The sequence below is a fragment of the Streptococcus pyogenes genome, assembly GCF_002055535.1.
Lineage (GTDB): Bacteria > Bacillota > Bacilli > Lactobacillales > Streptococcaceae > Streptococcus > Streptococcus pyogenes.
In genome coordinates this window covers 1,461,397-1,485,837 of the sequence record NZ_LN831034.1, presented here as the reverse complement: position 1 = coordinate 1,485,837, position 24,441 = coordinate 1,461,397, and the positions used below count along the sequence as shown (strand labels likewise).

Sequence of the window (24,441 nt, the reverse complement as noted above, 5' to 3'; positions counted from 1 at the left end):
ACTTTACTAACTATTGAAAAGGCTAGTAATAAAACATAGGATTTAATGACTAGTTATTACCATTAGCCTAGACATCTTAGCGAAGGCTTAATAATCTGGTCTTTGTTACCGAACACAAATTAGAGAAAAAGAAGGATAAAAAATGACTTGGAAAATTGTAACAGATTCAGGATGTGATCTTAGAAGTTTGACTAGACAATCCAAAGAGTTGCGCTTTGAACGTGTGCCTTTGACCCTACAGATTGGCACAGAAATTTTTAGAGATGATGATGGATTAGATATCGATAATATGATGACAACTATGTACCAGTCGTCTAAAGCAACGACATCTAGCTGTCCAAGCCCAGAAGCCTTTTTGCAGGCCTATAGAGGTGCAGATAATGTTATCGTGATGACAATTACAGGGACCTTATCTGGCAGTCATAATAGTGCACGACTGGCTAAAAATGAACTTCTTGAAGAAAATCCTAATGTCAATATTCATCTAATCGATTCTTTATCAGCAGGTGGCGAGATGGATTTGCTCGTACTGGAGCTTGAGCGGTTGATCAAACTTGGATTATCCTTTGAAGAAGTTGTCAAACAGATCACAGCTTATCAGCAAAAAACACGTTTGATTTTTGTGCTTGCCAAGGTTGATAATTTGGTTAAAAATGGTCGACTGAGTAAATTAGTAGGTAAAGTAATTGGCTTACTCAATATTAGAATGGTTGGGAAAGCTAGCAATAAAGGAACGCTTGAACTTCTTCAAAAAGCGCGTGGTCAAAAAAAAGCAGTTTCTGCCTTGATAGAAGAAATTCAAAAAGAGGGTTATGTAGGCGGAAAAGTTTACATTGCTCATGCTCAAAATCCAAAAATTTGTGAGCAGATCAGTGAAAAAATCAAATCTTTATATCCTGATGCTGTGATTCAAACTGGAAGGACCTCAGGTTTGTGTAGCTTTTATGCTGAAGACGGAGGACTTTTAATGGGCTACGAAATTTAATGCTATCTAACAAAACAAAAAGCTAGACTCTTTTGATTTGAGCTAGCTTTTTTAAGATGTCAGGAAGACTAATCACTAAGATAGCCGTCTAAAACGTTTATTGATTGATTTTACGAAAAACTGTTGTATTACTCTTTTGATGATTGCTTGTCTCCTGAGTCGGAAGGTTCTGAAGAGGTCTGAGGTGGAATTGGATCAGGATGACTAGGTTGTGGTGTAACATCTGAAGCTGAAGATTCTGAGCTTGGGTCTAAAGTAGGTGACTGGGAATTATCATAAGTATCTGAGACGTCTCCTGGGAAAGGTGTCCAGTAAGAGTTATCTGTTATTTCTCCACTTTGTCTTGGAAATTCATCAATAATGGGTTTCGCTGGTAAAATAGCGTCTAACCGAGATTGTAAAGCGGCTTTTTTACCTTTGTTACTTAAGTCGTTAACTGCTTTTTGGGCGATATCTTTAAGATTTTGATTGAGAGTCTCCTCAGCAGCTTTAACTGCTTGAGTAGCTGCATCTTCTTGCTCTTGCTTTGCTTTGGCAACGTTTAGCTGTTCTTGTAGCGTTTTTTTCTTAGAAGATTCTGCTAATTTATCAACAGCTTTCTGGGCTTCTTGGATAGCAGCTGCAGTGGCTAAACGATCAGCGTCATTAACTGCTTTAACTGCTTTTTTTAGTAAACTAGCAGCACTTTTAGAATGTTTAGCTACCTTATCTTGCGTTTGAGGGTGGGATCCAAAAATAAGGCAGGAGCCACCTATTAGAGTGATAGTTAGAACACTCAACATCCAATAAAGCGCCTCTTTTTGTGATTTAGTCATGGAATCTCCTTTATGATATTGTTTCATCGTAGCCATATTATACCTCTAATTAAACGAAATGAAAAGATTTGTGCAAAAACAAATGATGTAAAATATCGGAAAAGCCTAACACCTTATCAAACCAATAATATGCAAATGTTGACATCGGTATACACAGAAACGCTTAAAAAAACCTTGTGATAAAGACCGTAATACATTAAAATAGAATAGACTAAAAAATTGAGCGAGGACAATATTGTGTCAGTAAATTGGCAAGACATTGCATTTCATTTCTTTGGAGGCTTAGGTCTCTTTCTTTTCAGTATCAAGTATATGGGAGATGGTCTGCAACAAGCAGCAGGAGATAAACTAAGGTATTACATTGATAAATACACCAGTAATCCCTTTTTTGGTATCTTAGTCGGAATTGCCATGTCTGCCTTAATTCAGTCCAGTTCAGGCGTAACTGTAATTACGGTTGGTTTGGTTTCTGCGGGTTTGCTAAATTTGCGACAAGCCATTGGAATTGTTATGGGGGCTAATATTGGAACGACTATCACTTCGTTTTTAATTGGTTTTAAACTAGGAGATTACGCCTTGCCCATGATTTTTATTGGTGCAGCCTGTCTTTTCTTTACCTCTAATAAAAAGCTCAACAATTTTGGGCGTATCATTTTTGGTGTCGGAGGAATTTTCTTCTCGCTGAACCTAATGGGAGATGCCATGGATCCTTTGAAATCTGTGTCAGCCTTTCAAAATTATTTAGCGACATTAGGTGATAAACCCTTCCAAGGTGTCTTTATCGGAACGGCTTTGACCATGTTGATTCAGTCATCGGCAGCCATTATCGGGATTTTACAGGGACTGTTTTCAGGCGGTCTTTTGACCTTACAGGGGGCTATTCCTATTTTGTTAGGCTCAAATATAGGAACCTGCATTACAGCTGTCTTAGCAGCTATAGGTTCAAATATTGCTGCTAAACGTGTGGCAGCAGCTCATGTGTTATTTAATTTGATCGGTACAATTATTTTTATGATTATCCTAGTCCCATTCACATCATTGATGTTATGGCTACAATCAAAGTTGAGTTTAACGCCTGAGATGACTATCGCTTTTTCTCACGGTTCTTTTAATATCACTAATACCATCTTATTAATTCCTTTCATTAGTCTACTAGCTATGATTGTGACTAGACTCATTCCAGGAGAAGATGAAGTGGTCAAATACGAAGCCCTTTATTTAGATCGCTTACTTATTACCCAAGCCCCTTCTATCGCACTAGGAAATGCCCACAAGGAATTGGTTCATTTAGCCTCTTATGCGATTCAAGCTTTTGAAGCTTCTTACAGTTATATTATGACAGCTGACGGTAAATTTGGGGAAAAGGTCAAGCGTTATGAAAGAGCAGTTGATACCATCGATGAGGAGTTAACCACTTATTTGGTTGATATTTCTAACGAAGCCCTCAGCCCAAGTGAAAATGAAGTCTTGGCTGGTATTCTTGACTCTTCACGTGATTTGGAAAGAATTGGAGATCATTCTGAGTCTTTAGGCATTCTAATTGAAGGCATCATATCTAAACAAATTGGTTTTTCAATATCTGCTCGTCAAGAATTGACAGAGATGTATCAATTGACGCATTGTTTAACACTGGATGCCATTAGAGCTATCGTTGATAGTGATACAGACTTGGCGCAAACTATTGTGACTCGCCATAAAGAAATTGAAGAAAAAGAGCGACGATTACGTAAAACCCACATTAAGCGCTTGAATTGTGGAGAATGTACGGCACAAGCAGGTATTAATTTTATTGATATTATTTCCCACTATACCCGCATCACAGATCATGCCTTGAATTTAGCAGAGAAAGTACTTTCACACCAGCTTTAAAAAAAGAGAAAACGTGAATGATCATCCACGTTTTCTTTTTTGAATCCCAAAAGTGGTATATACCATTTACAAAGTAAAGAATAAGGCGTATAATAAGGAAAAAAGGGAGGAAAAAAGATGACATGCTATCTTAAAGCAGATTGTTTTTATTACCCAACAGAGGTGAGACCGGCTGGCTACCTAAGTCTTCATGATGGTGTTTTTGGGGAGTGGACAGAAATTGTTCCGGCAGATGCGCAAATCATTGACTACACCGGTTATCAAATTGCACCAGGTCTTGTGGATACGCATATCCATGGCTATGCGGGAGCTGATGTCATGGATAATTCTGCCCAAGGGATTCATCAAATGAGTGAAGGACTATTAGCAACAGGAGTAACGTCTTTTTTACCGACGACCTTAACTTCTACCTTTGAGCAGTTAGAAAAAGTATCAGGGACTATTGCTTCAGTTGCTGATCAGGTAAAAGGTGCTAAAATACAAGGTATCTACTTTGAAGGTCCTTATTTTACCGAAGAATATAAGGGTGCTCAAAACCCAAGTTATATGAAAACCCCACGCTTGGAGGAATTTGATGCTTGGCAAAAAGCTGCTAAAGGGCTCATCAAAAAAATTGCCCTTGCTCCTGAACGTGATGGTGTCAAAGAATTTGTGTCTGCAGTGACAAAACAAGGCGTAACAGTGGCCTTAGGGCATTCAAACGGTACTTATCAAGAGGCTAAAGAAGCTGTTCAAGCTGGTGCTAGTGTTTGGGTTCATGCTTATAATGGCATGCGAGGATTGACCCACCGTGAACCAGGAATGGTGGGAGCGGTTTATAATCTTCCAAATACTTACGCAGAGTTGATTTGTGATGGCCACCATGTCTCACCAATTGCTTGTGATATTTTGATGCAGCAAAAAGGGCATGATCATGTAGCCATGATTACGGACTGTATGCGAGCAGGTGGTTCACCAGATGGTGATTACCTCTTGGGGGAATTCTCTGTGGTTGTGGCAAATGGCACTGCTCGTCTTAAAGAGAGTGGAAACTTGGCAGGATCTATTTTGAAATTAAAAGATGGCCTTAGAAATGTAGTGGCCTGGGGAATCGCAACTCCGGCAGAAGCCATTCATATGGCAACTTATGTGCCAGCTGTTTCTGTCGGTATTGACGACGTATGTGGTCAAATCAAAGCTGGGCATGCGGCTGACTTTATTGTTCTTGATAAGGATTTAACACTTGTTGCAACCTATTTAAATGGGCAAAAAGCTTTTGATGCCTAAGAGATACAAAAGGATTGGGGTAGCTATGTCTGGCAGGCCAATTCTTTTTGTATTTTCTTTCTTTATGATAGAATAGATTAAAGTAATCGCTTACAGATATTGATAAAAGGAGGTTTTTGTGATGGTAACAACAGTAAAAATGACAAGTGGCTATGAGATTCCCGTTTTAGGATTTGGAACTTACCAAGCAGCCGATGGTGAGGAAGCTTACCAATCTACCTTAGCAGCCATCAAGGCTGGCTATCGTCATATTGATACTGCAGCTATTTATAAAAATGAAGAAAGTGTGGGTCGTGCCATCAAGGATTCTGGGGTTCTACGAGAAGACTTATTTATTACAACTAAACTCTGGAATGACGCCCATAGTTATGAAGGGGCAAAAGACGCTTTAGCTGCTTCTCTTGACCGTCTTGGTCTGGATTATGTGGATCTCTATCTTATCCATTGGCCAAACCCAAAAGCTCTGCGTAACACTTGGAAAGAGGCAAATGCCCAAGCATGGCAATATATGGAAGAGGCGGTTGAAGCAGGGCTTATTAAAAGCATTGGCGTCAGCAATTTTATGGTGCATCATCTAGAAGCTCTTCAAGAGACAGCTAAAATAACTCCAGCAATTAATCAGATTCGATTAGCCCCAGGTTGCTATCAAAAGGAAGTGGTTGATTATTGTAAGGCAAATGAGATTTTATTGGAAGCTTGGAGTCCTCTAGGACAAGGGGAGATTTTTGATAATGAGACTATGCAGCAGTTAGCTAATAAATATGACAAAACAGTGGCACAAGTTGCCTTAGCTTGGTCGCTGGCAGAAGGTTTTATTCCCTTGCCAAAATCGGTGCATGATGAGCGCATCAAGGAAAATATGGCTATTTTTGATGTGAGCTTGACACAAGAAGATAAAAAAACAATTCGCTATCTCTCAGGAATGTCAGCGATTCCTAACCCTGATACTACAAGTTTTTAAGGAACTACAAAGATTTAGCCATAATTCGCTAAATCTTTTTTGAAAACGGTTTGACAAAGGTTTATCATTTAGCTATAATCTTTATTAGTGTTTTGTGAAAGAAACTATTATTGAAAATAAGGAGCCGTATTGTGACCATCTTTTTAGTGATGTTAGCTATGTTTACTATTCGTTTAGTATTTTTGAAGAAATCGATAACAAATGAAAAAGCCATATTAGCCCAAGGAGGACAGGAATTTGGTGCTCAGAACACGAAATTTTTGACGTTACTTCACATTATGATTTATGTGTTTGCGGTGATTGAAGCGCTGCTTAAACAAATTAAGTTTGATGGCATTAGTTTTTTAGGTCTTTTGTTGATGTTATTATCAGTAGCTGTTTTATATGAAGTGACACGTATCTTAGGTGACATTTGGACTGTAAAATTGATGTTAGCAAAAGACCACAAATATGTGGATCACTGGTTGTTCAAAACGATTAAACATCCTAACTACTTTTTAAATATCGCCCCTGAGCTGGTGGGCATAGCCTTACTTTGCCATGCTAAAATTACGGCTATGCTTCTTTTCCCATGCTACATTGTAGTAATATATTTACGTATTCGAGAAGAAAACAAGCTATTAGCGGAAGTGATTATTCCAAACGGTACTCGAACAAAACCTTAAGCTCATGATGGACAAACTAATGGCTTTATGCTAAACTAGACTCTAGGAAAAAGGATGCAAGTATCTTATCTAAAGCGAGTTCGGGGTAGTTAGAGCCGAATGGTAGGACTGCAGATTGGCGCTTCCGTTTGGGCAGTGTGATTAAGTATATTTGTCAATATTGCCCAAAAAGATACTATATAAATGAAGTAATAAATTAGGGTGGAACCGCGTTTTGACGCCCCTAGGTCTTATGATTTAGGAGCATCAAAATGCGGTTTTTTGGTGCCTAGACCTGTAATACATGCTAGTAACATCGTCAGGTATTTTACTGATGACAAAAAAACGATTGTCAATGATATACCATTTTACTACTATCAAAGGAGTACGAAATGTCTAAAAAACTTACCTTTCAAGAAATCATCTTGACCTTACAACAATATTGGAATGATCAGGGTTGTATGCTCATGCAAGCCTATGACAATGAAAAAGGAGCTGGGACCATGAGTCCTTACACGTTCTTACGTGCTATAGGTCCTGAGCCATGGAATGCGGCTTATGTAGAGCCATCACGTCGTCCTGCAGATGGCCGTTACGGAGAAAACCCAAATCGTCTTTACCAACACCACCAATTTCAAGTGGTCATGAAACCATCACCATCAAATATTCAAGAACTTTACCTTGCTTCTTTGGAAAAATTGGGCATCAATCCTTTAGAACATGATATTCGTTTTGTTGAAGATAACTGGGAAAACCCATCAACAGGATCAGCAGGGCTTGGTTGGGAAGTTTGGCTTGATGGAATGGAAATCACACAATTTACGTATTTCCAACAAGTTGGTGGCCTTGCGACATCTCCAGTGACAGCAGAAGTAACTTATGGTCTTGAGCGCTTAGCTTCCTATATTCAAGAAGTGGATTCGGTCTATGATATTGAGTGGGCACCAGGTGTTAAATATGGTGAAATCTTCTTACAACCTGAGTATGAGCATTCAAAATATTCCTTCGAAATATCAGACCAAGACATGCTGCTTGAAAACTTTGAAAAGTTTGAAAAAGAAGCCTCGCGTGCCCTAGAAGAAGGTTTGGTTCACCCAGCTTATGATTACGTGCTCAAATGTTCTCATACGTTTAACCTGCTGGATGCCCGTGGCGCTGTTTCCGTCACAGAACGTGCAGGCTACATTGCTCGTATCCGTAATTTGGCACGTGTCGTTGCTAAGACCTTTGTTGCAGAACGCAAGAAGCTTGGATTTCCACTGTTGGATGAAGCAACACGCGCAATCTTGCTAGCTGAAGATGACGAATAAGTCGATTTAAAGATGATCTAGTTGCGAGCTTTGTAATCTTAAGAGCGAGCAAGAAGTGGGCGACCGAAGGTCGCCGAGTCAAGGTTACTCCCGCTGTAGTGACAATTCGGTAAGGTTACTTATCGAACGAGGGAGTTGGCTAGACTTTAGGCTGGCTAACTAGGAATGGAACACTTTTGTTTTCTGAAATTATCCACTGGATAATTTCACTTTGCGTCCCCCCTACCTAAGGGAACAATCAAAAAGATACTTTTTAGAGAAAGGAACTGAACACGGGCTACGGACTATGTCAAAAAGACCAAGACTTCCTAGGTGCAAGCACCTGCGTCGCTTTGCTATTTTGATGGTGTCCGCTTAACGCCCTTGGTATCTTAATTATGAGTAAAAATCTACTAATCGAACTTGGTCTGGAAGAACTTCCAGCCTACGTGGTCACACCAAGTGAAAAACAACTGGGAGAGCGCTTGGCGACTTTCTTAACAGAAAATCGTCTCTCTTTTGAAGATATACAAACCTTTTCAACTCCACGCCGTTTGGCAGTGCGTGTGTCTGGATTAGCTGATCAGCAAACGGATTTGACTGAGGACTTTAAAGGGCCTGCTAAGAAAATTGCCCTTGATGCTGATGGGAATTTCTCAAAAGCTGCTCAAGGATTTGTTCGTGGCAAAGGCTTGACCACAGATGCTATCGAATTCCGCGAAGTCAAAGGAGAAGAATACGTTTATGTGACCAAACACGAAGCTGGAAAACCTGCTAAGGAAGTGCTTCTAGGCGTTACTGAAGTGTTATCAGCAATGACCTTCCCAGTCAGCATGCACTGGGCTAACAATAGTTTTGAATACATTCGTCCTGTTCACACCTTGACAGTTCTGTTGAATGATGAGGCCTTGGAACTTGACTTCTTGGATATTCATTCTGGACGCGTCAGCCGTGGTCACCGTTTTTTAGGTACTGAAACCACTATCACAAGTGCTGATTCTTATGAGGCTGATTTACGCAGCCAGTTTGTTATCGCTGATGCTAAAGAGCGTCAAGAGATGATTGTGGAGCAAATCAAGACGCTTGAAGTGGAGCAGGGTGTGCAAGTTGACATTGACGAAGACTTGCTTAATGAAGTTTTGAACTTGGTCGAGTTTCCAACAGCTTTCATGGGAAGTTTTGAGGCTAAATACCTTGATGTCCCAGAAGAAGTATTGGTAACATCAATGAAAAACCACCAACGTTATTTTGTAGTACGTGATCAGGCTGGTCACTTGATGCCAAACTTTGTATCAGTTCGTAATGGGAATGATCAAGCCATTGAAAATGTTATTAAAGGGAACGAAAAAGTTTTGGTAGCTCGCTTAGAAGATGGTGAATTCTTCTGGCGTGAGGATCAGAAATTGCAAATTGCTGATTTGGTTGCCAAATTGACCAATGTGACCTTCCATGAAAAAATCGGCTCTCTTGCTGAACACATGGATCGTACGCGTGTCATTGCCGCATCACTTGCTAAGGAAGCCAACCTATCTGCTGAGGAAGTCACAGCTGTTGACCGTGCTGCCCAAATTTACAAATTTGACCTGTTAACAGGTATGGTGGGTGAATTTGATGAGCTGCAAGGGATTATGGGTGAAAAATATGCCCTTCTAGCTGGTGAAGATGCTGCTGTGGCAACAGCAATCCGTGAACACTACTTACCTGATGCTGCAGGAGGTGCGCTACCTGAAACCAAAGTTGGCGCTGTCCTGGCCTTGGCAGCTAAATTGGATACTCTCTTGTCATTCTTTTCTGTTGGCTTGATTCCATCTGGCTCTAATGATCCTTATGCTCTACGTCGTGCAACCCAAGGGATTGTCCGTATTCTTGATCATTTTGGATGGCGCATCCCAATGGATAAGCTGGTAGATAGCTTATATGACTTGTCCTTTGATAGTTTGACCTATGCCAATAAGGCGGATGTGATGAACTTTATCCGTGCTCGTGTGGATAAGATGATGGGCAAAGCCGCACCAAAAGACATTCGGGAAGCTATTCTAGCAAGTTCAACCTTTGTGGTTCCAGAAATGTTGGCCGCAGCTGAAGCTCTTGTCAAAGCCAGTCATACGGAAAATTACAAACCAGCAGTTGAATCTTTGTCACGTGCTTTTAATTTGGCAGAAAAAGCGGACGCTTCTGTTCAGGTGGACCCTAGCCTCTTTGAAAATGAGCAAGAAAACACTTTGTTTGCAGCTATTCAAGGCTTGACTCTAGCAGGCAGTGCTGCCCAGCAGTTAGAACAGGTCTTTGCCCTTAGCCCAGTGATTAATGATTTCTTTGATAACACAATGGTTATGGCAGGAGATCAAGCCCTTAAAAACAACCGTTTAGCTATTTTATCAGATTTAGTAAGCAAAGCTAAGACCATTGTTGCTTTTAACCAACTAAACACCAAGTAAATAGAAAGGAAAGAGCCGTTGGGGACTTAGCTAGAAAAGTGAGTTCAGTACCCGAGTGGAAAAAACAAGGCCTTTAAACATTGCTTTTCACAGTGAGAGTCAAGTCAGTTTTTTAAGCCTTATACTTTTTTCCCAGGCTCTTAGTGGCTTAACATGGATCCTAAAAAAATTGCTCGTATCAATGAGCTGGCTAAAAAGAAAAAAACGGTAGGCTTGACTGGACCTGAAAAAGTGGAACAGGCAAAACTCCGTGAAGAATACATTGAAGGCTATCGTCGCTCTGTCAGACACCATATCGAAGGCATCAAATTGGTGGACGAAGAAGGAAACGACGTGACCCCTGAAAAATTAAGACAGGTGCAACGTGAAAAAGGCTTGCACGGCCGTTCATTAGATGACCCAAAATCATAAGACAAAAAGCAGCTCTGAACTGCTTTTTGTTTATCGTGATGACTGTTAGCTTTTATTTTAAATGGTATGATACTTCAAAGTGACCACACGTTTTTATATTGTATAGTCAAAATATTGGGAAAAACCATGTGTTTGAGTTATAATAGAAGAAATCAAAGAAAGAAGGTAGTACTTATGACAATTAAAAAATTCTCTCTACTAGCCATAGCCAGCCTCTCTTTACTCAGTCTTGCAGCCTGTGATATGGATGATAAAGACGATCATATGGATAATCAACCAAAGACAAGTCAAACTAGCAAGAAAGTTAAACTCTCAGAAGACAAAGCCAAATCAATTGCGTTAAAAGATGCTTCTGTTACGGAAGCTGATGCTCAAATGCTATCAGTTACACAAGATAATGAAGATGGCAAAGCCGTGTATGAAATCGAGTTTCAAAACAAAGATCAAGAATACAGCTATACCATTGACGCCAACTCAGGGGATATTGTGGAAAAATCTTCTGAACCAATCAATGACTAATCAAGGACTGTAATGAATAAGACAGCCTTAACTCTTGTGTCCAATTGTCTTTGCCTCTTAGGCGCGGCTGTTTGATACCGTGTTGCCTTTGAGGCTTAGTTCTCTTTATGACCCAATGATGACTCTGGATTAGCAGAGTGATTGTTGGGTCTTTTGATTTTCTTTGATAAGAAAGATTACCTCGTTAGAAATGAGGAGATGTGGTTGTCATCAGTGGATTTTTCAAGTTCATCTAGTGGGATAAGCTACCTATCTTATCAGCTTTTTTTTAGCTTTAAAAATTCTTGATAATATATTTCTGATAAAATTAGCTATAATAGAATCAAATAGGAAAACGCTTACTTAAAGGAGGGTAATGAATGTCGCAAGAAAAGTATATCATGGCTATTGATCAGGGAACAACAAGTTCACGAGCGATTATTTTCAATCAAAAAGGGGAAAAGGTTAGCAGTAGCCAAAAAGAATTCCCTCAGATTTTCCCACACGCTGGTTGGGTAGAGCACAATGCTAATCAGATTTGGAATTCGGTTCAGTCTGTTATTGCGGGTGCTTTTATTGAGTCTAGCATCAAACCAAGCCAAATTGAAGCAATCGGAATTACCAACCAACGTGAGACCACAGTGGTTTGGGACAAAAAAACGGGTGTACCTATTTATAATGCTATTGTGTGGCAATCACGGCAGACGGCACCAATTGCTGAGCAACTCAAACAAGATGGCCATACAAAAATGATCCATGAAAAGACAGGCCTTGTTATTGATGCTTACTTTTCTGCAACCAAGATCCGTTGGATTTTGGACCATGTTCCTGGTGCTCAAGAACGAGCTGAAAAAGGCGAGTTACTTTTTGGAACCATTGATACTTGGCTGGTTTGGAAATTGACAGATGGTGCTGTTCATGTGACGGATTATTCCAATGCGGCTCGTACCATGCTCTATAATATTAAAGACTTAACATGGGATGATGAGATTTTAGAGCTTTTAAATATTCCAAAAGATATGCTTCCAGAGGTTAAATCCAATTCTGAAATTTATGGCAAAACAGCTGCCTTTCATTTTTATGGGGGCGAAGTGCCTATTTCAGGTATGGCGGGTGACCAACAGGCAGCTTTGTTTGGCCAACTAGCTTTTGAGCCTGGTATGGTGAAAAACACTTATGGCACAGGTTCTTTCATTATCATGAATACTGGTGATGAGATGCAGTTATCGAGTAATAATCTTTTGACCACCATTGGTTACGGGATTAATGGGAAGGTTCACTATGCCTTGGAAGGTTCCATCTTTATTGCAGGGCTCTGCCATTCAATGGTTGCGAGATGGTCTTAAAATGATTGAGACTTCACCAGAATCTGAACAGTTCGCTCTAGCATCAACTAGTGACGATGAAGTTTATGTTGTGCCTGCTTTTACCGGTTTAGGAGCTCCTTACTGGGATTCTAATGCGCGTGGATCTGTCTTTGGCTTGACACGTGGTACCAGCAAAGAAGACTTTGTCAAAGCAACCTTACAATCTATCGCCTATCAAGTGCGAGATGTTATTGATACCATGCAGGTGGATTCAGGTATTGACATTCAACAGCTCCGTGTGGATGGCGGTGCAGCCATGAATAATATGCTCATGCAATTTCAGGCTGATATTTTAGGAATTGATATTGCCCGTGCTAAAAATTTAGAAACAACAGCTCTAGGAGCAGCTTTCTTAGCAGGGCTTGCTGTGGGGTATTGGGAAGATATGGATGCTTTGAAAGAATTAAATGCCACAGGCCAGCTCTTTAAGGCTAGCATGAATGAATCGCGCAAAGAAAAATTATACAAGGGTTGGAAGCGCGCTGTTAAAGCAACTCAAGTTTTCACCCAAGAAGAAGATGCAGATGACGATGCAAAATAACTAGAGGAGGATGGAATGGAATTTTCAAGAGAAACAAGACGCTTAGCTCTCCAAAAAATGCAAGAAAGAGATTTAGACCTACTGATTATTGGGGGAGGTATTACGGGTGCTGGTGTGGCACTTCAGGCGGCAGCTAGTGGCCTAGATACGGGTCTGATTGAGATGCAAGATTTTGCTCAAGGAACCTCTAGCCGTTCAACCAAATTGGTTCACGGGGGGCTTCGTTACTTGAAACAATTTGATGTGGAGGTGGTTTCAGATACGGTGTCAGAGCGGGCTGTGGTGCAACAAATTGCACCCCACATTCCAAAACCAGACCCTATGTTATTACCTGTTTATGACGAACCTGGCAGTACCTTTAGCATGTTCCGTTTGAAGGTCGCTATGGATTTGTATGATCTTTTAGCAGGCGTGTCCAATACGCCAGCGGCCAACAAGGTGTTAACCAAAGAAGAAGTCTTAAAACGAGAACCAGACTTAAAACAAGAAGGCTTGCTTGGTGGTGGGGTTTACCTTGATTTCCGCAATAATGACGCAAGGCTTGTTATTGAAAATATCAAACGAGCTAATCGTGATGGGGCTCTTATTGCTAGTCATGTGAAAGCAGAAGATTTCTTGCTAGATGACAATGGTAAGATTATTGGTGTGAAGGCGCGTGATCTGCTGTCAGATCAAGAAATCATTATCAAGGCTAAATTAGTCATCAACACCACAGGTCCATGGAGTGATGAGATTCGTCAATTCTCTCATAAGGGACAACCGATTCATCAAATGCGCCCTACAAAAGGGGTGCATCTGGTAGTGGACCGTCAAAAATTACCAGTGTCTCAACCTGTCTATGTTGACACAGGGTTAAATGATGGTCGTATGGTCTTTGTCTTGCCACGTGAGGAAAAAACTTATTTTGGAACAACGGACACGGACTACACTGGAGACTTGGAGCACCCACAAGTTACTCAAGAAGATGTGGATTATTTGTTAGGCGTTGTCAATAACCGCTTTCCAAATGCCAACGTGACCATTGATGATATTGAAAGCAGTTGGGCTGGTCTTCGCCCCTTGTTATCAGGTAATAGTGCTTCTGACTACAATGGTGGCAACAGCGGTAAAGTCAGTGATGATAGTTTTGATCACTTGGTTGATACTGTCAAAGCCTATATTAACCACGAAGATAGCCGAGAAGCTGTTGAAAAAGCTATTAAGCAGGTTGAAACCAGCACATCTGAAAAAGAATTGGATCCGTCTGCAGTGTCACGAGGTTCAAGTTTTGAGCGTGATGAGAATGGACTCTTTACCTTGGCAGGTGGTAAGATTACCGACTATCGCAAAATGGCTGAAGGAGCATTGACAGGGATTATTCAAATCCTCAAAGAAGAGTTTGGCAAATCCTTCAAGCTTATCAATTCAAAAACCTATCCTGTTTCAGGAGGTGAAATCAATCCAGCCAATGTAGATTCGGAAATAGAAGCCTATGCTCAATTAGGAACTCTTAGTGGTCTTTCGATGGATGATGCTAGGTATTTGGCAAACCTTTATGGTTCTAATGCGCCAAAAGTCTTTGCCTTAACTCGTCAATTAACAGCAGCTGAAGGGTTAAGTTTAGCTGAAACCTTGTCCTTACATTATGCGATGGATTATGAAATGGCTCTTAAACCGACAGATTATTTCTTGAGAAGAACAAATCACCTCTTATTTATGCGAGATAGCCTAGATGCTTTGATTGACCCAGTGATTAATGAAATGGCTAAACATTTTGAATGGTCTGATCAGGAAAGAGTGGCACAAGAAGACGATCTTCGTCGCGTGATTGCAGACAATGATTTGAGTGCCTTAAAAGGCCATCAGGAGGGTTAATATGGATATCTTTGGCGAATTTTTGGGTACAGCCTTATTGGTTTTACTAGGAAATGGTGTGGTAGCAGGGGTTGTCTTGCCCAAAACGAAAACCCATGCTTCTGGCTGGATCGTGATTGCGACTGGCTGGGGAATTGCAGTTGCTGTGGCAGTCTTTATCAGTGGCAAAGTTGCCCCTGCCCACCTCAATCCAGCTGTTAGCCTTGCTTTTGCCATGAGTGGAACCATTGCCTGGTCAACAGCCATTGCCTATAGCCTTGCCCAACTATTGGGAGCTATGGTTGGTTCAACTCTGGTATTCCTTCAGTTCAGGCCACATTATCTGGCTGCTGAGAGTCAGGCTGATATTTTAGGGACATTTGCGACAGGTCCTGCTATTCGAGATACTAGCTCAAACCTATTGAGTGAAATCTTTGGGACCTTTGTCTTGATGCTTGGTATTTTGGCATTTGGCTTATATGATATGCCAGCAGGACTAGGAACCCTCTGTGTAGGTACCTTGGTTATTGGGATTGGGTTATCCTTAGGAGGAACGACAGGTTACGCCATTAACCCAGCACGTGATTTAGGACCTCGTCTAGTTCATGCTATTCTACCACTCAACAACAAGGGAGATTCTGATTGGTCTTATGCTTGGATACCTGTTGTAGGACCAATTATTGGAGCGGTCTTAGCAGTTTTGCTTTTCCAAGTCATGTCCTAACCATCACTAAAGGGGTTGGCTATCATAGGCCAGCTCCTTTGCATTTTCTTTATAGGATTAGGTAAAACGCTTTCATATCTTAAAAACAACTGCTATAATAATACTATTATGACATTAACGACAAAGACCATACATGTTATCGGGGCATCCTTTGCTGGTCTAGCCTTTGTTGATAAATATAAGGACCTCAATCCAGATTCCCAAATCATTCTCATTGATAAGGAAAGCTGTCCCAATTATATTCCAAATGGTATCAACCAATTATTCAGAGGAGACATTCAAGACCTGTCTGATGCTATGTGGGGAAGAGCCTGCCTAGCAGCACAAATAGAGTCTAACCATCGGTTTATTCAAGCAGAAGTGTTAGCTATCGAAGCTCCCTCAAACACCTTGCTTCTCAAAGACAGTCAAGGACGAGTTTTTGAAGAAGGTTATGAAACGCTTGTTTGTGCCATGGGTGCTAGCCCCCAGTCTCATTATATTGAGACGTCACAGACCAACAAAGTTTTGGTAACCAAATATTATGAAGAAAGCCAAGCTAGTTTAAAACTGATTGAGGCTAGCCAAGAGGTCTTGGTTATTGGTGCCGGCTTGATTGGCTTAGACCTTGCCTACAGTTTGTCCTTACAAGGCAAACGGGTCAAACTGATTGAAGCAGCCGAACGTCCAGATTTCTATCAGACTGACGCAGAACTGATAGCCCCTGTAATGGCAGAAATGTCCACTCACCATGTCACCTTTATTAATAATAAGCGTGTTACGGCTATTCATGAGATAGAGGGAAAAGTTGTCGCTCATACCGAGCAAGGGGACACCTTCCAAGGTGATTTGGCTATTTTAGCCATTAACTTTAGGCCAAATACACACCTTTTGCAAGGACAAGTGGCTTGTGCTCTGGATAAGACCATTTTGGTTAATGAAAACTTACAGACCAGCCAGGCTAATATCTATGCCATTGGAGACATGGTTTCATTGCATTTTGGTATATTGGGAATGGATTACTATACACCTTTGATTAACCAAGCAATGAAGACAGGTCAGGCTCTGGCTCTGCATTTAGCTGGATATCCTATTCCTCCATTACAGACGGTCAAGGTATTAGGAAGTTCTCACTTTGATTATTATCGCGCGAGTGTTGGTGTGACAGAAGAAGAAGCAGAGCTTTATATGGATACGTGTAGCTATTTGTACCAAAATGGGGATTCTAAAAACCTCTTTTGGCTGAAATTAATAGCTAGAAAAACGGATGGGATTTTAATAGGCGCTCAGCTCCTATCCAAAACCAATGCTCTTGTCATCGCCAATCAATTAGGTCAGGCTCTGGCTCTGAAAGTTACAGACGCTGACTTAGCATTTCAAGATTTTCTCTTTTTACAAGGTCACAGTGATTTGGCTTATCATCTTCATGAAGCTTGTCTCAAATTATTTGAAAAGAGGCTCCGCCATGAAGATTGAAGACTTAATGGATAAGGAACGAAGGGCCCAATATCGTCTCTTGGTGACCCTTTATCATGCTAAAGAAACGTTAAGGCTAAAAGACCTAATGAGGCTATCAAACTTGTCTAAAGTGACCCTATTAAAATACATTGACAATCTAAATCATTTGTGTCGAGAACAAGGTTTAGCCTGTCAATTACTTTTAGAAAAAGACAGTCTGAGCTTAAAAGAAAATGGCCAGTTCCATTGGGAGGATTTGGTAGCTCTGCTTCTCAAAGAATCGGTTGCCTATCAGATATTGACCTACATGTACTGCCATGAACACTTTAACATCACCAACTTATCCGTTGAACTGATGGTTAGTGAAGCTACTCTAAACAGACAATTAGCTCACCTCAACCAGCTTTTATCAGAATTTGATCTGGCGCTCTCGCAAGGCAGACAACTGGGAAGTGAGCTTCAGTGGCGTTATTTCTATTTTGAATTGTTCCGCCATACCTTGACCAGACAAGGCATAGACGCCTTGGTCAATCAGTTAGACGCTTCGCATTTGGCTACCTTAATTGAGCGGCTGATTGGCCAGTCATTATCGGCAGAAGCCTTAGAACAATTATTGATTTGGTTGGCGATTTCGCAAGCGCGAATGTCCTTTCAAAAAGGCTACAATGATCATTTTTTAAGAGATAGTGACTTTATGACATCTAATATTTTCTTTAAGCGCTTAGAAAGCATGCTTTTACATTACTTAAGACGCTATGCCCTTGAATTTGATGCTTTTGAAGCTAAGAGCCTCTTTGTCTTTTTGCATGCTTATCCTCTACTTCCTATTGCCAGCATGAAGTATAGTTTGGGTTTTGGAGGTCCTATTGCTGATCACATTTCAGAAGCCTTATGGCTTTTAAAGAAGGCTCATGTGATTATCCATCAGACAAAGGAGGAAATCATTTATGGCTTGGGGATATTTTTTTCCAAAGCTTACTTTTTTAAAGGAGCTATCCTTAGTCAACCAACCAATAGCCAATACCTTTATCAATTAGTAGGCGAAGATAAAAGAGCGCTTTTAAGGGTTATCATAAACCATTTAGTGCTGCAAATGGATCAGGAAACGGATTTCAGTCAGCAGTTGAGTGACGACATTTTAGCATTGTTGATTTTTTCCATTGAGCGCCACCATGAGCCTCTTTTAGTAGGGCTTGCCTTGGGGCAAAATAAGGTGGAAGCAGCCATTGCGGAATTGGCCATTAGACGTCATTTGGGGCATCGTAGGGATTTTCAATTAATGCCCTATGATCATCAGAAAGTTTATGATTGTCTGATTACCTATCAGACTGTCTGTTTACCGAGACAAGATTTACCCTATTACCGGTTAAAACAGTATAGCTCCCCCTATGAACTCACTGCTTTAGAAGCTTTTCTCAAAGACCTTTTCCAGCAAAAAAATACACGAGAAGAGGAACTCTCACTCAGCCCAGCAGCTAAGTCTAGTTTTGCACACAAAACTGTGTGATACTTGGTCTTTTCTAAGGACTGTTACACTTTTATAATAATAAAGTAGGATAGTCTAAAGGTAGATGATTTGAAAAAGCTTATCAAATAGAGCTTAACAAAATCGAAAATTTTTGGAGGTAAGAAATGAAATTTTTCCTAGATACAGCTAATGTAGCCGCTATTAAAGCGATTAATGAACTTGGCGTTGTAGATGGTGTCACCACCAATCCAACCATTATCTCACGTGAAGGACGTGATTTTGAAACAGTTATCAAAGAAATCTGTGACATCGTCGATGGCCCAATCAGTGCTGAAGTGACAGGGCTAACAGCAGATGCTATGGTAGAAGAAGCTAGAAGCATTGCTAAGTGGCATGACAATGTCGTCGTTAAAATTCCAATGACTACAGAAGGGTTAAAAGCAACAAACATTCTTTCAAAAGAAGGGATTAAAACTAATGTGACCTTGATTTTCACAGTAAGCCAAGGTTTAATGGCAATGAAAGCAGGCGCAACTTACATTAGCCCATTTATCGGTCGTTTGGAAGATATTGGCACAGATGCTTATCAATTAATCAGCGACCTTCGTGAAATCATTGACTTGTACGATTTCCAAGCAGAAATCATCGCAGCAAGTATTCGTACAACAGCCCATGTGGAAGCTGTTGCTAAATTAGGCGCACACATTGCGACGATTCCAGACCCCTTGTTTGCTAAGATGACGCAACATCCCTTAACGACAAATGGTTTGAAAACCTTTATGGAAGATTGGGCTTCCTTTAAAAAATAAGGCTAAAGAGTCTGTGGCCACTGTGTCAACAGGCTCTCTTATATTCATCGTCAAAAAGAATCCACCAATGATGTCCAAACTAGTTTTTTTCTGGCAAAATAGAGAAAAAGAATTTAGGGACTTTGGAGGATTTTCTGAAAAAAGCGTCTATTTTTGTGATACAATAGACAATAGAAAACGTTTAATTTTAGTTGTAATAAACAGAGAGGTTTTACTTATGACATTTGATGCAATTGACCAGTTGGCAGTAAACACTGTCCGCACCCTATCAATGGATGCCATTCAAGCGGCAAATTCTGGACACCCAGGACTTCCAATGGGGGCAGCACCTATGGCCTATGTTCTTTGGAATCACTTCATGAACATCAATCCCAAAACAAGCCGTAATTGGTCAAACAGAGACCGTTTTATCCTATCAGCAGGTCATGGAAGTGCCATGCTTTATAGCTTGTTACACTTAGCTGGTTATGATTTATCTGTAGAAGATTTAAAGAACTTCCGTCAATGGGGTTCTAAAACACCAGGTCACCCAGAAGTGAACCACACAGACGGTGTCGAAGCAACCACAGGACCTCTTGGTCAAGGGATCGCAAATGCCGTTGGGATGGCCATGGCAGAAGCTCATCTAGCAGCTAAATTTAACAAACCAGGCTTTGACATCGTTGATCACTACACATTTGCTTTGAATGGTGACGGTGACCTTATGGAAGGGGTCAGCCAAGAAGCAGCAAGTATGGCAGGACATTTAAAACTTGGGAAATTGGTCTTGCTATATGATTCAAACGACATCTCTCTTGATGGTCCAACCTCTATGGCTTTCACAGAAGATGTGAAAGGACGTTTCGAAGCTTATGGTTGGCAACATATCCTTGTGAAAGATGGAAATGATTTAGAAGAAATTGCAGCTGCTATTGAAGCAGCTAAAGCTGAAACTGAGAAACCAACCATCATCGAAGTCAAAACCATTATTGGTTTTGGTGCCGAAAAACAAGGAACTTCAGCTGTTCACGGCGCTCCTCTTGGAGCAGAAGGCATTGCTTTTGCCAAAAAAGCTTACCAATGGACTCATCAAGATTTTGAAGTGCCTGCTGAAGTAACAGAGCGCTTTGCTCAAGGTCTTCAAGCGCGTGGTGAAAAAGCAGAACAAGCCTGGAATGACTTGTTTGCAGCTTATGAAGCAGAATATCCAGAATTAGCAGCAGAATACCAAAAAGCCTTTACTAACGAAGCTGCTCAAGTAGAACTTGAAGCGCACGAACTTGGTAGTTCAATGGCGAGTCGTGTATCCAGTCAACAAGCCATCCAACAAATTTCAGAACAAGTAGCCTCTTTCTGGGGTGGGTCAGCAGACCTTTCAGCTTCAAACAATACTATGGTTAAGGCTGAAACAGATTTCCAACCAGGTCACTACGAAGGCCGTAACATCTGGTTTGGCGTTCGTGAATTTGCCATGGCTGCAGCCATGAACGGTATTGCCCTTCACGGCGGGACACGCGTTTACGGCGGAACCTTCTTTGTCTTCTCAAACTATCTTCTTCCAGCTGTTCGTATGGCAGCGCTCCAAAACTTGCCAACAGTTTATGTCATGACACATGATTCTATCGCTGTCGGTGAAGATGGGCCAACGCACGAACCAATTGAACAATTGGCAAGTGTTCGCTCAATGCCTAACTTGAACGTTATTCGTCCAGCAGACGGTAACGAAACAAATGCTGCTTGGAAACGTGCCATTGCTGAAACAGATCGCCCAACCATGCTTGTATTGACGCGTCAAAACCTTCCAGTGCTTGAGGGCACAAAAGAATTGGCAGAAGATGGTCTTAGCAAAGGAGCTTATATCTTGTCAGAAGCCAAAGGCGACCTTGATGGTATCTTGATTGCAACAGGTTCAGAAGTGAAACTGGCAATGGATACTCAAGAAGCTCTTGAAGCAGAAGGCATTCATGTGCGTGTCGTATCTATGCCATCACAAAATATCTTTGACGAACAGTCAGCAGAGTATAAAGAAAGCATCCTACCAGCAGCTGTGACTAAACGTCTCGCTATCGAAGCAGGTTCAAGCTTTGGCTGGGCAAAATATGTCGGCCTATCAGGAAAAACATTGACCATTGACACTTGGGGTGCTTCAGCTCCAGGAAATCGTATCTTCGAAGAATATGGTTTCACTGTGGCAAATGCAACTGAGTTATACAAATCACTCTAAGTTAAACATCCCAAACAGAGTAAATCATTTGATTTACTCTGTTTTTTTAAAATAAAATACCCAGTTCTTTCTTTTCCTCAAACTGCCTAATACACTTCTTTTGATAAGAAGTCATTGACAAAACGATTCATAAAAATTATAATTTAATTGTTATTGTATTAGCGTAAAAGTACAAAAAATAAAGGAGTATAAATGGAAAAGAAACGACAGCGCTTATACGATGTGATTAGACAGGCTTATGATTATCCAGAAAATCGTGAAAATGTGGCCTTGTCGCAGCTACTTTTAGCAGCTTCTAATAGATTAATTAAACACAGTAACCCACTTCTTGTTGCCTACCAACTAAACCAAGATGTGGATAATTACTTACTTGATAATGACATTTTACTTCCAAAATCGCTTTGCCGTTTTAAGCAGTCATTGGAAAAGTATATTTTAGAGGAAGCCTCATCAGTCTAGGGAGAAAAAGAGAAGAAAAGGAAAAAGGATACCATGATAGAATTTAAACATGTTTCAAAGTTGTATGGCGACAAAGAAGCTCTCAGCGATTTAAACGTCACCATCAATGACGGTGAAATTTTTGGCCTTATCGGACATAATGGTGCAGGTAAAACCACGACCATCAGCATTTTGACTTCTATTATCGAAGCGAGTTATGGCGAAGTATTTGTGGATGGTCAACTTCTGACAGAAAATAGAGAAGCTATCAAAAAACAAATTGCTTATGTGCCAGATTCTCCTGATATTTTCTTGAATCTAACTCCAAATGAGTATTGGCAGTTTTTAGCTAAAATTTATGGGGTGTCAGACGAGGACAGAGAAGAACGGTTAGCACAGCTGACAACACTTTTTGAACTGAAGGAAGAAGTTAATCAAACCATTGATAGTTTCTCACATGGGATGCGCCAAAAAGTGATTGTGATTGGTGCTCTTGTATCAAATCCTAACATCTGGATTTTGGATGAACCATTAACAGGTTTGGATCCTCAGGCTTCTTTTGACCTTAAAGAAATGATGAAAGCTCATGCAGCTTCTGGACATACAGTCTTATTTTCGACTCACGTGCTATCAGTCGCTGAGCAGTTATGTGATCGTATCGGGATTCTAAAAAAAGGGAAATTGATTTTTGTTGGAACGATTGATGAGTTGAAAGAACACCATCCTGACAAAGACTTGGAGAGCATCTACCTTGAACTCGCTGGGCGTAAGGCGCAAGAAGAGGGGTGATGGCATGAATTGGTCTACTATTTGGGAACTTATCAAGATAAACATTCTTTATTCCAATCCACAAAGTTTAGCTAACCTCAAAAAGCGTCAGGAAAAACACCCGAAAGAAAACTTCAAAGCCTATAAAAGCATGATGAGGCAACAGGCCTTAATGATTGCCATGTTTTTGGTGATTTACCTTTTTATGTTTATTGGTGTCGATTTCAGTCATTATCCAGGACTTTTCTCCTTTGACGTTGCTATGTTTTTTATCATGTCAACCTTGACAGCCTTTAGCTCTCTTTACACCATTTTTTATGAAAGTAATGACCTAAAACTTTATATTCACTTACCAGTAACGTCAGAAGAACTCTATATTGCAAAAATTGTCTCGTCGCTAGGGATGGGTGCTGTCTTTTTGATGCCTCTTATCTCTCTTCTCTTAATTGCCTATTGGCAACTCTTGGGAAATCCTTTGTCTATTTTAGTAGCTATCGTGCTCTTTTTAGTGTTACTAGTGAGTTCTATGGTATTAGCTATTTATATCAATGCTTGGGTAGGCAAAATCATTGTAAGAAGTCGCAAACGAAAACTCATTTCAACTATCATGATGTTTGTCTCAACTTTTGGCGCTTTCGTCTTAATTTTTGCGATTAATATTAGTAACAACAAGCGTACGATGACGGATGGCGTATTTACTGATTACCCAACTATTCCCTATTTCAAAGGATTCTATGATGTTGTTCAGGCACCGTTTTCTACTGCGGCCCTCCTTAACTTTTGGTTGCCATTGTTACTTATCCTAGCTATGGTATATGGTATTGTCACAAAAGTGATGCCAACTTATTATCGTGAGGCTTTTTATATTAGTAACGAGAACAAAGTCAAGCAAACTAAAAAACCAGTTAATCGTCCTCATCAGAATCAATCACTGGCGCAGTTGTTGCGAAAACATCACCTATTAACGTTACAAAATGCAACTTTACTGACACAAACCTATCTCATGCCCCTGATGTATGTGATGCTTTTTATCGGTCCAAGTTTGTCACGTGGCACAGGTTTCTTTAAGCATATTTCCCCAGATTACTTTGGGGTAGCCTTATTATTTGGGGTTAGTTTGGGTGTCATGTGTGCAACACCAACCAGCTTTATTGGAGTAGGTATTTCACTTGAAAAGGATAACTTTACCTTTATTAAAAGCTTACCAATAACGTTAAAAAAATTCTTGATGGATAAATTTTGCTTGCTTGTAGGTCTGCAGCTGATTGTGCCTATGGTGATTTATCTTGTGTTTGGTCTCTTTGTGTTGCACCTGCATCCTCTTCTAACGATTGCTTTTTGTCTTGGCTACGCCCTATCACTGATTGTGCAAGGGGAATTGATGTATCGTCGTGACTACCGGCTTCTGGATTTAAAATGGCAAGACATGACGCAACTCTTTACCAGAGGAGATGGGCAATGGTTAACAATGGGACTTATCTTTGGTAATTTAATAGTTGCAGGTGTGCTAGGTTTTGGAGCTGTTATCATTGCCAATATTATCCAACAACCTCTGTTGATTAGTATTCTATTGAGTTGTCTAATACTAATGGTTTTAGGTCTTGCGCAATTATGGATTCAAAAAACCTTCTGGAAAAGCTTAGAGAGGCTTTAACGAAGAGGGATCATTATTCGGAA

The 24,441-nt window shown here is 40.5% G+C and carries 19 protein-coding genes and 1 pseudogene; 19 read left to right on the top strand and 1 reads right to left on the bottom strand.

The window, feature by feature from the left end; genetic code table 11:
* The first annotated feature begins 142 nt into the window (after positions 1–142).
* Complete coding sequence (locus B6D67_RS07935) at positions 143–985, top strand: DegV family protein (protein ID WP_010922568.1); 843 nt, start codon at positions 143–145, stop codon at positions 983–985.
* 128 nt (positions 986–1,113) lie between these two features.
* Here B6D67_RS07935 and B6D67_RS07930 read toward each other — a convergent pair whose 3' ends face one another.
* Positions 1,114–1,836 carry a hypothetical protein gene (locus tag B6D67_RS07930; protein WP_002994282.1) on the bottom strand — a complete coding sequence of 241 codons (723 nt, stop codon included), beginning with the start codon at positions 1,834–1,836 and terminating at the stop codon, positions 1,114–1,116.
* A 201-nt stretch (positions 1,837–2,037) separates the two neighbouring features.
* Between B6D67_RS07930 and B6D67_RS07925 the strand changes: the two genes are divergently transcribed.
* The 18 genes and pseudogenes from B6D67_RS07925 (at position 2,038) to B6D67_RS07835 (ending at position 24,418) form a co-directional block, all read left to right on the top strand.
* The gene (locus B6D67_RS07925) at positions 2,038–3,669 is read left to right on the top strand and encodes a Na/Pi cotransporter family protein (protein ID WP_010922567.1); all 1,632 of its coding nucleotides are present in this window, start codon (positions 2,038–2,040) and stop codon (positions 3,667–3,669) included.
* 117 nt (positions 3,670–3,786) lie between these two features.
* Positions 3,787–4,935 (top strand): N-acetylglucosamine-6-phosphate deacetylase, encoded by a 1,149-nt coding sequence (gene nagA / locus B6D67_RS07920; RefSeq protein ID WP_010922566.1) that lies wholly within the window; start codon positions 3,787–3,789, stop codon positions 4,933–4,935.
* Between the two features lie 121 nt (positions 4,936–5,056).
* Entirely contained in the window at positions 5,057–5,896 is an 840-nt protein-coding gene (locus B6D67_RS07915) for an aldo/keto reductase (protein WP_002994275.1), read from the top strand.
* 131 nt (positions 5,897–6,027) lie between these two features.
* Positions 6,028–6,561, top strand: a complete 534-nt coding sequence (locus tag B6D67_RS07910) for an isoprenylcysteine carboxyl methyltransferase family protein (RefSeq protein WP_002983542.1) — start codon at positions 6,028–6,030, stop codon at positions 6,559–6,561.
* Positions 6,562–6,932: 371 nt separating this feature from the next.
* Positions 6,933–7,850, top strand: coding sequence for a glycine--tRNA ligase subunit alpha (gene glyQ, locus B6D67_RS07900; protein ID WP_010922565.1), 918 nt, complete (start codon positions 6,933–6,935; stop codon positions 7,848–7,850).
* A 377-nt stretch (positions 7,851–8,227) separates the two neighbouring features.
* Positions 8,228–10,267: a glycine--tRNA ligase subunit beta gene (gene glyS, locus B6D67_RS07895; RefSeq protein WP_010922564.1), complete on the top strand. Its 2,040-nt coding sequence runs from the start codon at positions 8,228–8,230 to the stop codon at positions 10,265–10,267.
* A 153-nt stretch (positions 10,268–10,420) separates the two neighbouring features.
* Positions 10,421–10,678: a DUF896 family protein gene (locus B6D67_RS07890; protein WP_002983550.1), complete on the top strand. Its 258-nt coding sequence runs from the start codon at positions 10,421–10,423 to the stop codon at positions 10,676–10,678.
* Positions 10,679–10,804: 126 nt separating this feature from the next.
* A complete protein-coding gene (locus B6D67_RS07885; RefSeq protein ID WP_011054910.1) occupies positions 10,805–11,197 on the top strand; it encodes a PepSY domain-containing protein in 393 nt (130 codons plus the stop codon).
* A gap of 359 nt (positions 11,198–11,556) precedes the next feature.
* Positions 11,557–13,084 (top strand): annotated as a pseudogene (gene glpK / locus B6D67_RS07880) (glycerol kinase GlpK).
* 15 nt (positions 13,085–13,099) lie between these two features.
* Entirely contained in the window at positions 13,100–14,938 is a 1,839-nt protein-coding gene (glpO, locus tag B6D67_RS07875; protein ID WP_010922563.1) for a type 1 glycerol-3-phosphate oxidase, read from the top strand.
* Between the two features lies 1 nt (position 14,939).
* Positions 14,940–15,641, top strand: a complete 702-nt coding sequence (locus tag B6D67_RS07870) for an MIP/aquaporin family protein (RefSeq protein ID WP_002994264.1) — start codon at positions 14,940–14,942, stop codon at positions 15,639–15,641.
* Between the two features lie 108 nt (positions 15,642–15,749).
* Entirely contained in the window at positions 15,750–17,096 is a 1,347-nt protein-coding gene (locus B6D67_RS07865) for an NAD(P)/FAD-dependent oxidoreductase (RefSeq protein ID WP_010922562.1), read from the top strand.
* The gene (locus B6D67_RS07860) at positions 17,086–18,585 is read left to right on the top strand and encodes a helix-turn-helix domain-containing protein (RefSeq protein ID WP_029714074.1); all 1,500 of its coding nucleotides are present in this window, start codon (positions 17,086–17,088) and stop codon (positions 18,583–18,585) included. The genes B6D67_RS07865 and B6D67_RS07860 overlap by 11 nt, the downstream gene beginning before the upstream one ends.
* Before the next feature lie 125 nt (positions 18,586–18,710).
* Positions 18,711–19,355: a fructose-6-phosphate aldolase gene (gene fsa / locus B6D67_RS07855; RefSeq protein ID WP_002983569.1), complete on the top strand. Its 645-nt coding sequence runs from the start codon at positions 18,711–18,713 to the stop codon at positions 19,353–19,355.
* A 217-nt stretch (positions 19,356–19,572) separates the two neighbouring features.
* Entirely contained in the window at positions 19,573–21,558 is a 1,986-nt protein-coding gene (gene tkt / locus B6D67_RS07850) for a transketolase (protein WP_010922560.1), read from the top strand.
* 192 nt (positions 21,559–21,750) lie between these two features.
* Positions 21,751–22,017 carry a bacteriocin immunity protein gene (locus tag B6D67_RS07845; protein ID WP_002988878.1) on the top strand — a complete coding sequence of 89 codons (267 nt, stop codon included), beginning with the start codon at positions 21,751–21,753 and terminating at the stop codon, positions 22,015–22,017.
* 33 nt (positions 22,018–22,050) lie between these two features.
* Positions 22,051–22,785 carry an ABC transporter ATP-binding protein gene (locus B6D67_RS07840; protein ID WP_002988881.1) on the top strand — a complete coding sequence of 245 codons (735 nt, stop codon included), beginning with the start codon at positions 22,051–22,053 and terminating at the stop codon, positions 22,783–22,785.
* 4 nt (positions 22,786–22,789) lie between these two features.
* Positions 22,790–24,418, top strand: a complete 1,629-nt coding sequence (locus B6D67_RS07835) for an ABC transporter permease (protein ID WP_010922559.1) — start codon at positions 22,790–22,792, stop codon at positions 24,416–24,418.
* Positions 24,419–24,441 lie beyond the last annotated feature (23 nt).

What these genes read in the sequence shown, in the direction of transcription:
- B6D67_RS07885 (WP_011054910.1), top strand. Translation starts at nt 10,805, where the DNA reads ATGTGTTTGAGTTATAATAGAAGAAATCAAAGAAAGAAGGTAGTACTT.
- B6D67_RS07860 (WP_029714074.1), top strand. Translation starts at nt 17,086, where the DNA reads ATGAAGATTGAAGACTTAATGGATAAGGAACGAAGGGCCCAATATCGT.
- B6D67_RS07930 (WP_002994282.1), bottom strand. Translation starts at nt 1,836, where the DNA reads ATGGCTACGATGAAACAATATCATAAAGGAGATTCCATGACTAAATCA.
- B6D67_RS07845 (WP_002988878.1), top strand. Translation starts at nt 21,751, where the DNA reads ATGGAAAAGAAACGACAGCGCTTATACGATGTGATTAGACAGGCTTAT.
- B6D67_RS07835 (WP_010922559.1), top strand. Translation starts at nt 22,790, where the DNA reads ATGAATTGGTCTACTATTTGGGAACTTATCAAGATAAACATTCTTTAT.
- tkt (WP_010922560.1), top strand. Translation starts at nt 19,573, where the DNA reads ATGACATTTGATGCAATTGACCAGTTGGCAGTAAACACTGTCCGCACC.
- B6D67_RS07865 (WP_010922562.1), top strand. Translation starts at nt 15,750, where the DNA reads ATGACATTAACGACAAAGACCATACATGTTATCGGGGCATCCTTTGCT.
- glpO (WP_010922563.1), top strand. Translation starts at nt 13,100, where the DNA reads ATGGAATTTTCAAGAGAAACAAGACGCTTAGCTCTCCAAAAAATGCAA.
- B6D67_RS07870 (WP_002994264.1), top strand. Translation starts at nt 14,940, where the DNA reads ATGGATATCTTTGGCGAATTTTTGGGTACAGCCTTATTGGTTTTACTA.
- glyS (WP_010922564.1), top strand. Translation starts at nt 8,228, where the DNA reads ATGAGTAAAAATCTACTAATCGAACTTGGTCTGGAAGAACTTCCAGCC.
- glyQ (WP_010922565.1), top strand. Translation starts at nt 6,933, where the DNA reads ATGTCTAAAAAACTTACCTTTCAAGAAATCATCTTGACCTTACAACAA.
- B6D67_RS07840 (WP_002988881.1), top strand. Translation starts at nt 22,051, where the DNA reads ATGATAGAATTTAAACATGTTTCAAAGTTGTATGGCGACAAAGAAGCT.
- nagA (WP_010922566.1), top strand. Translation starts at nt 3,787, where the DNA reads ATGACATGCTATCTTAAAGCAGATTGTTTTTATTACCCAACAGAGGTG.
- fsa (WP_002983569.1), top strand. Translation starts at nt 18,711, where the DNA reads ATGAAATTTTTCCTAGATACAGCTAATGTAGCCGCTATTAAAGCGATT.
- B6D67_RS07890 (WP_002983550.1), top strand. Translation starts at nt 10,421, where the DNA reads ATGGATCCTAAAAAAATTGCTCGTATCAATGAGCTGGCTAAAAAGAAA.
- B6D67_RS07915 (WP_002994275.1), top strand. Translation starts at nt 5,057, where the DNA reads ATGGTAACAACAGTAAAAATGACAAGTGGCTATGAGATTCCCGTTTTA.
- B6D67_RS07935 (WP_010922568.1), top strand. Translation starts at nt 143, where the DNA reads ATGACTTGGAAAATTGTAACAGATTCAGGATGTGATCTTAGAAGTTTG.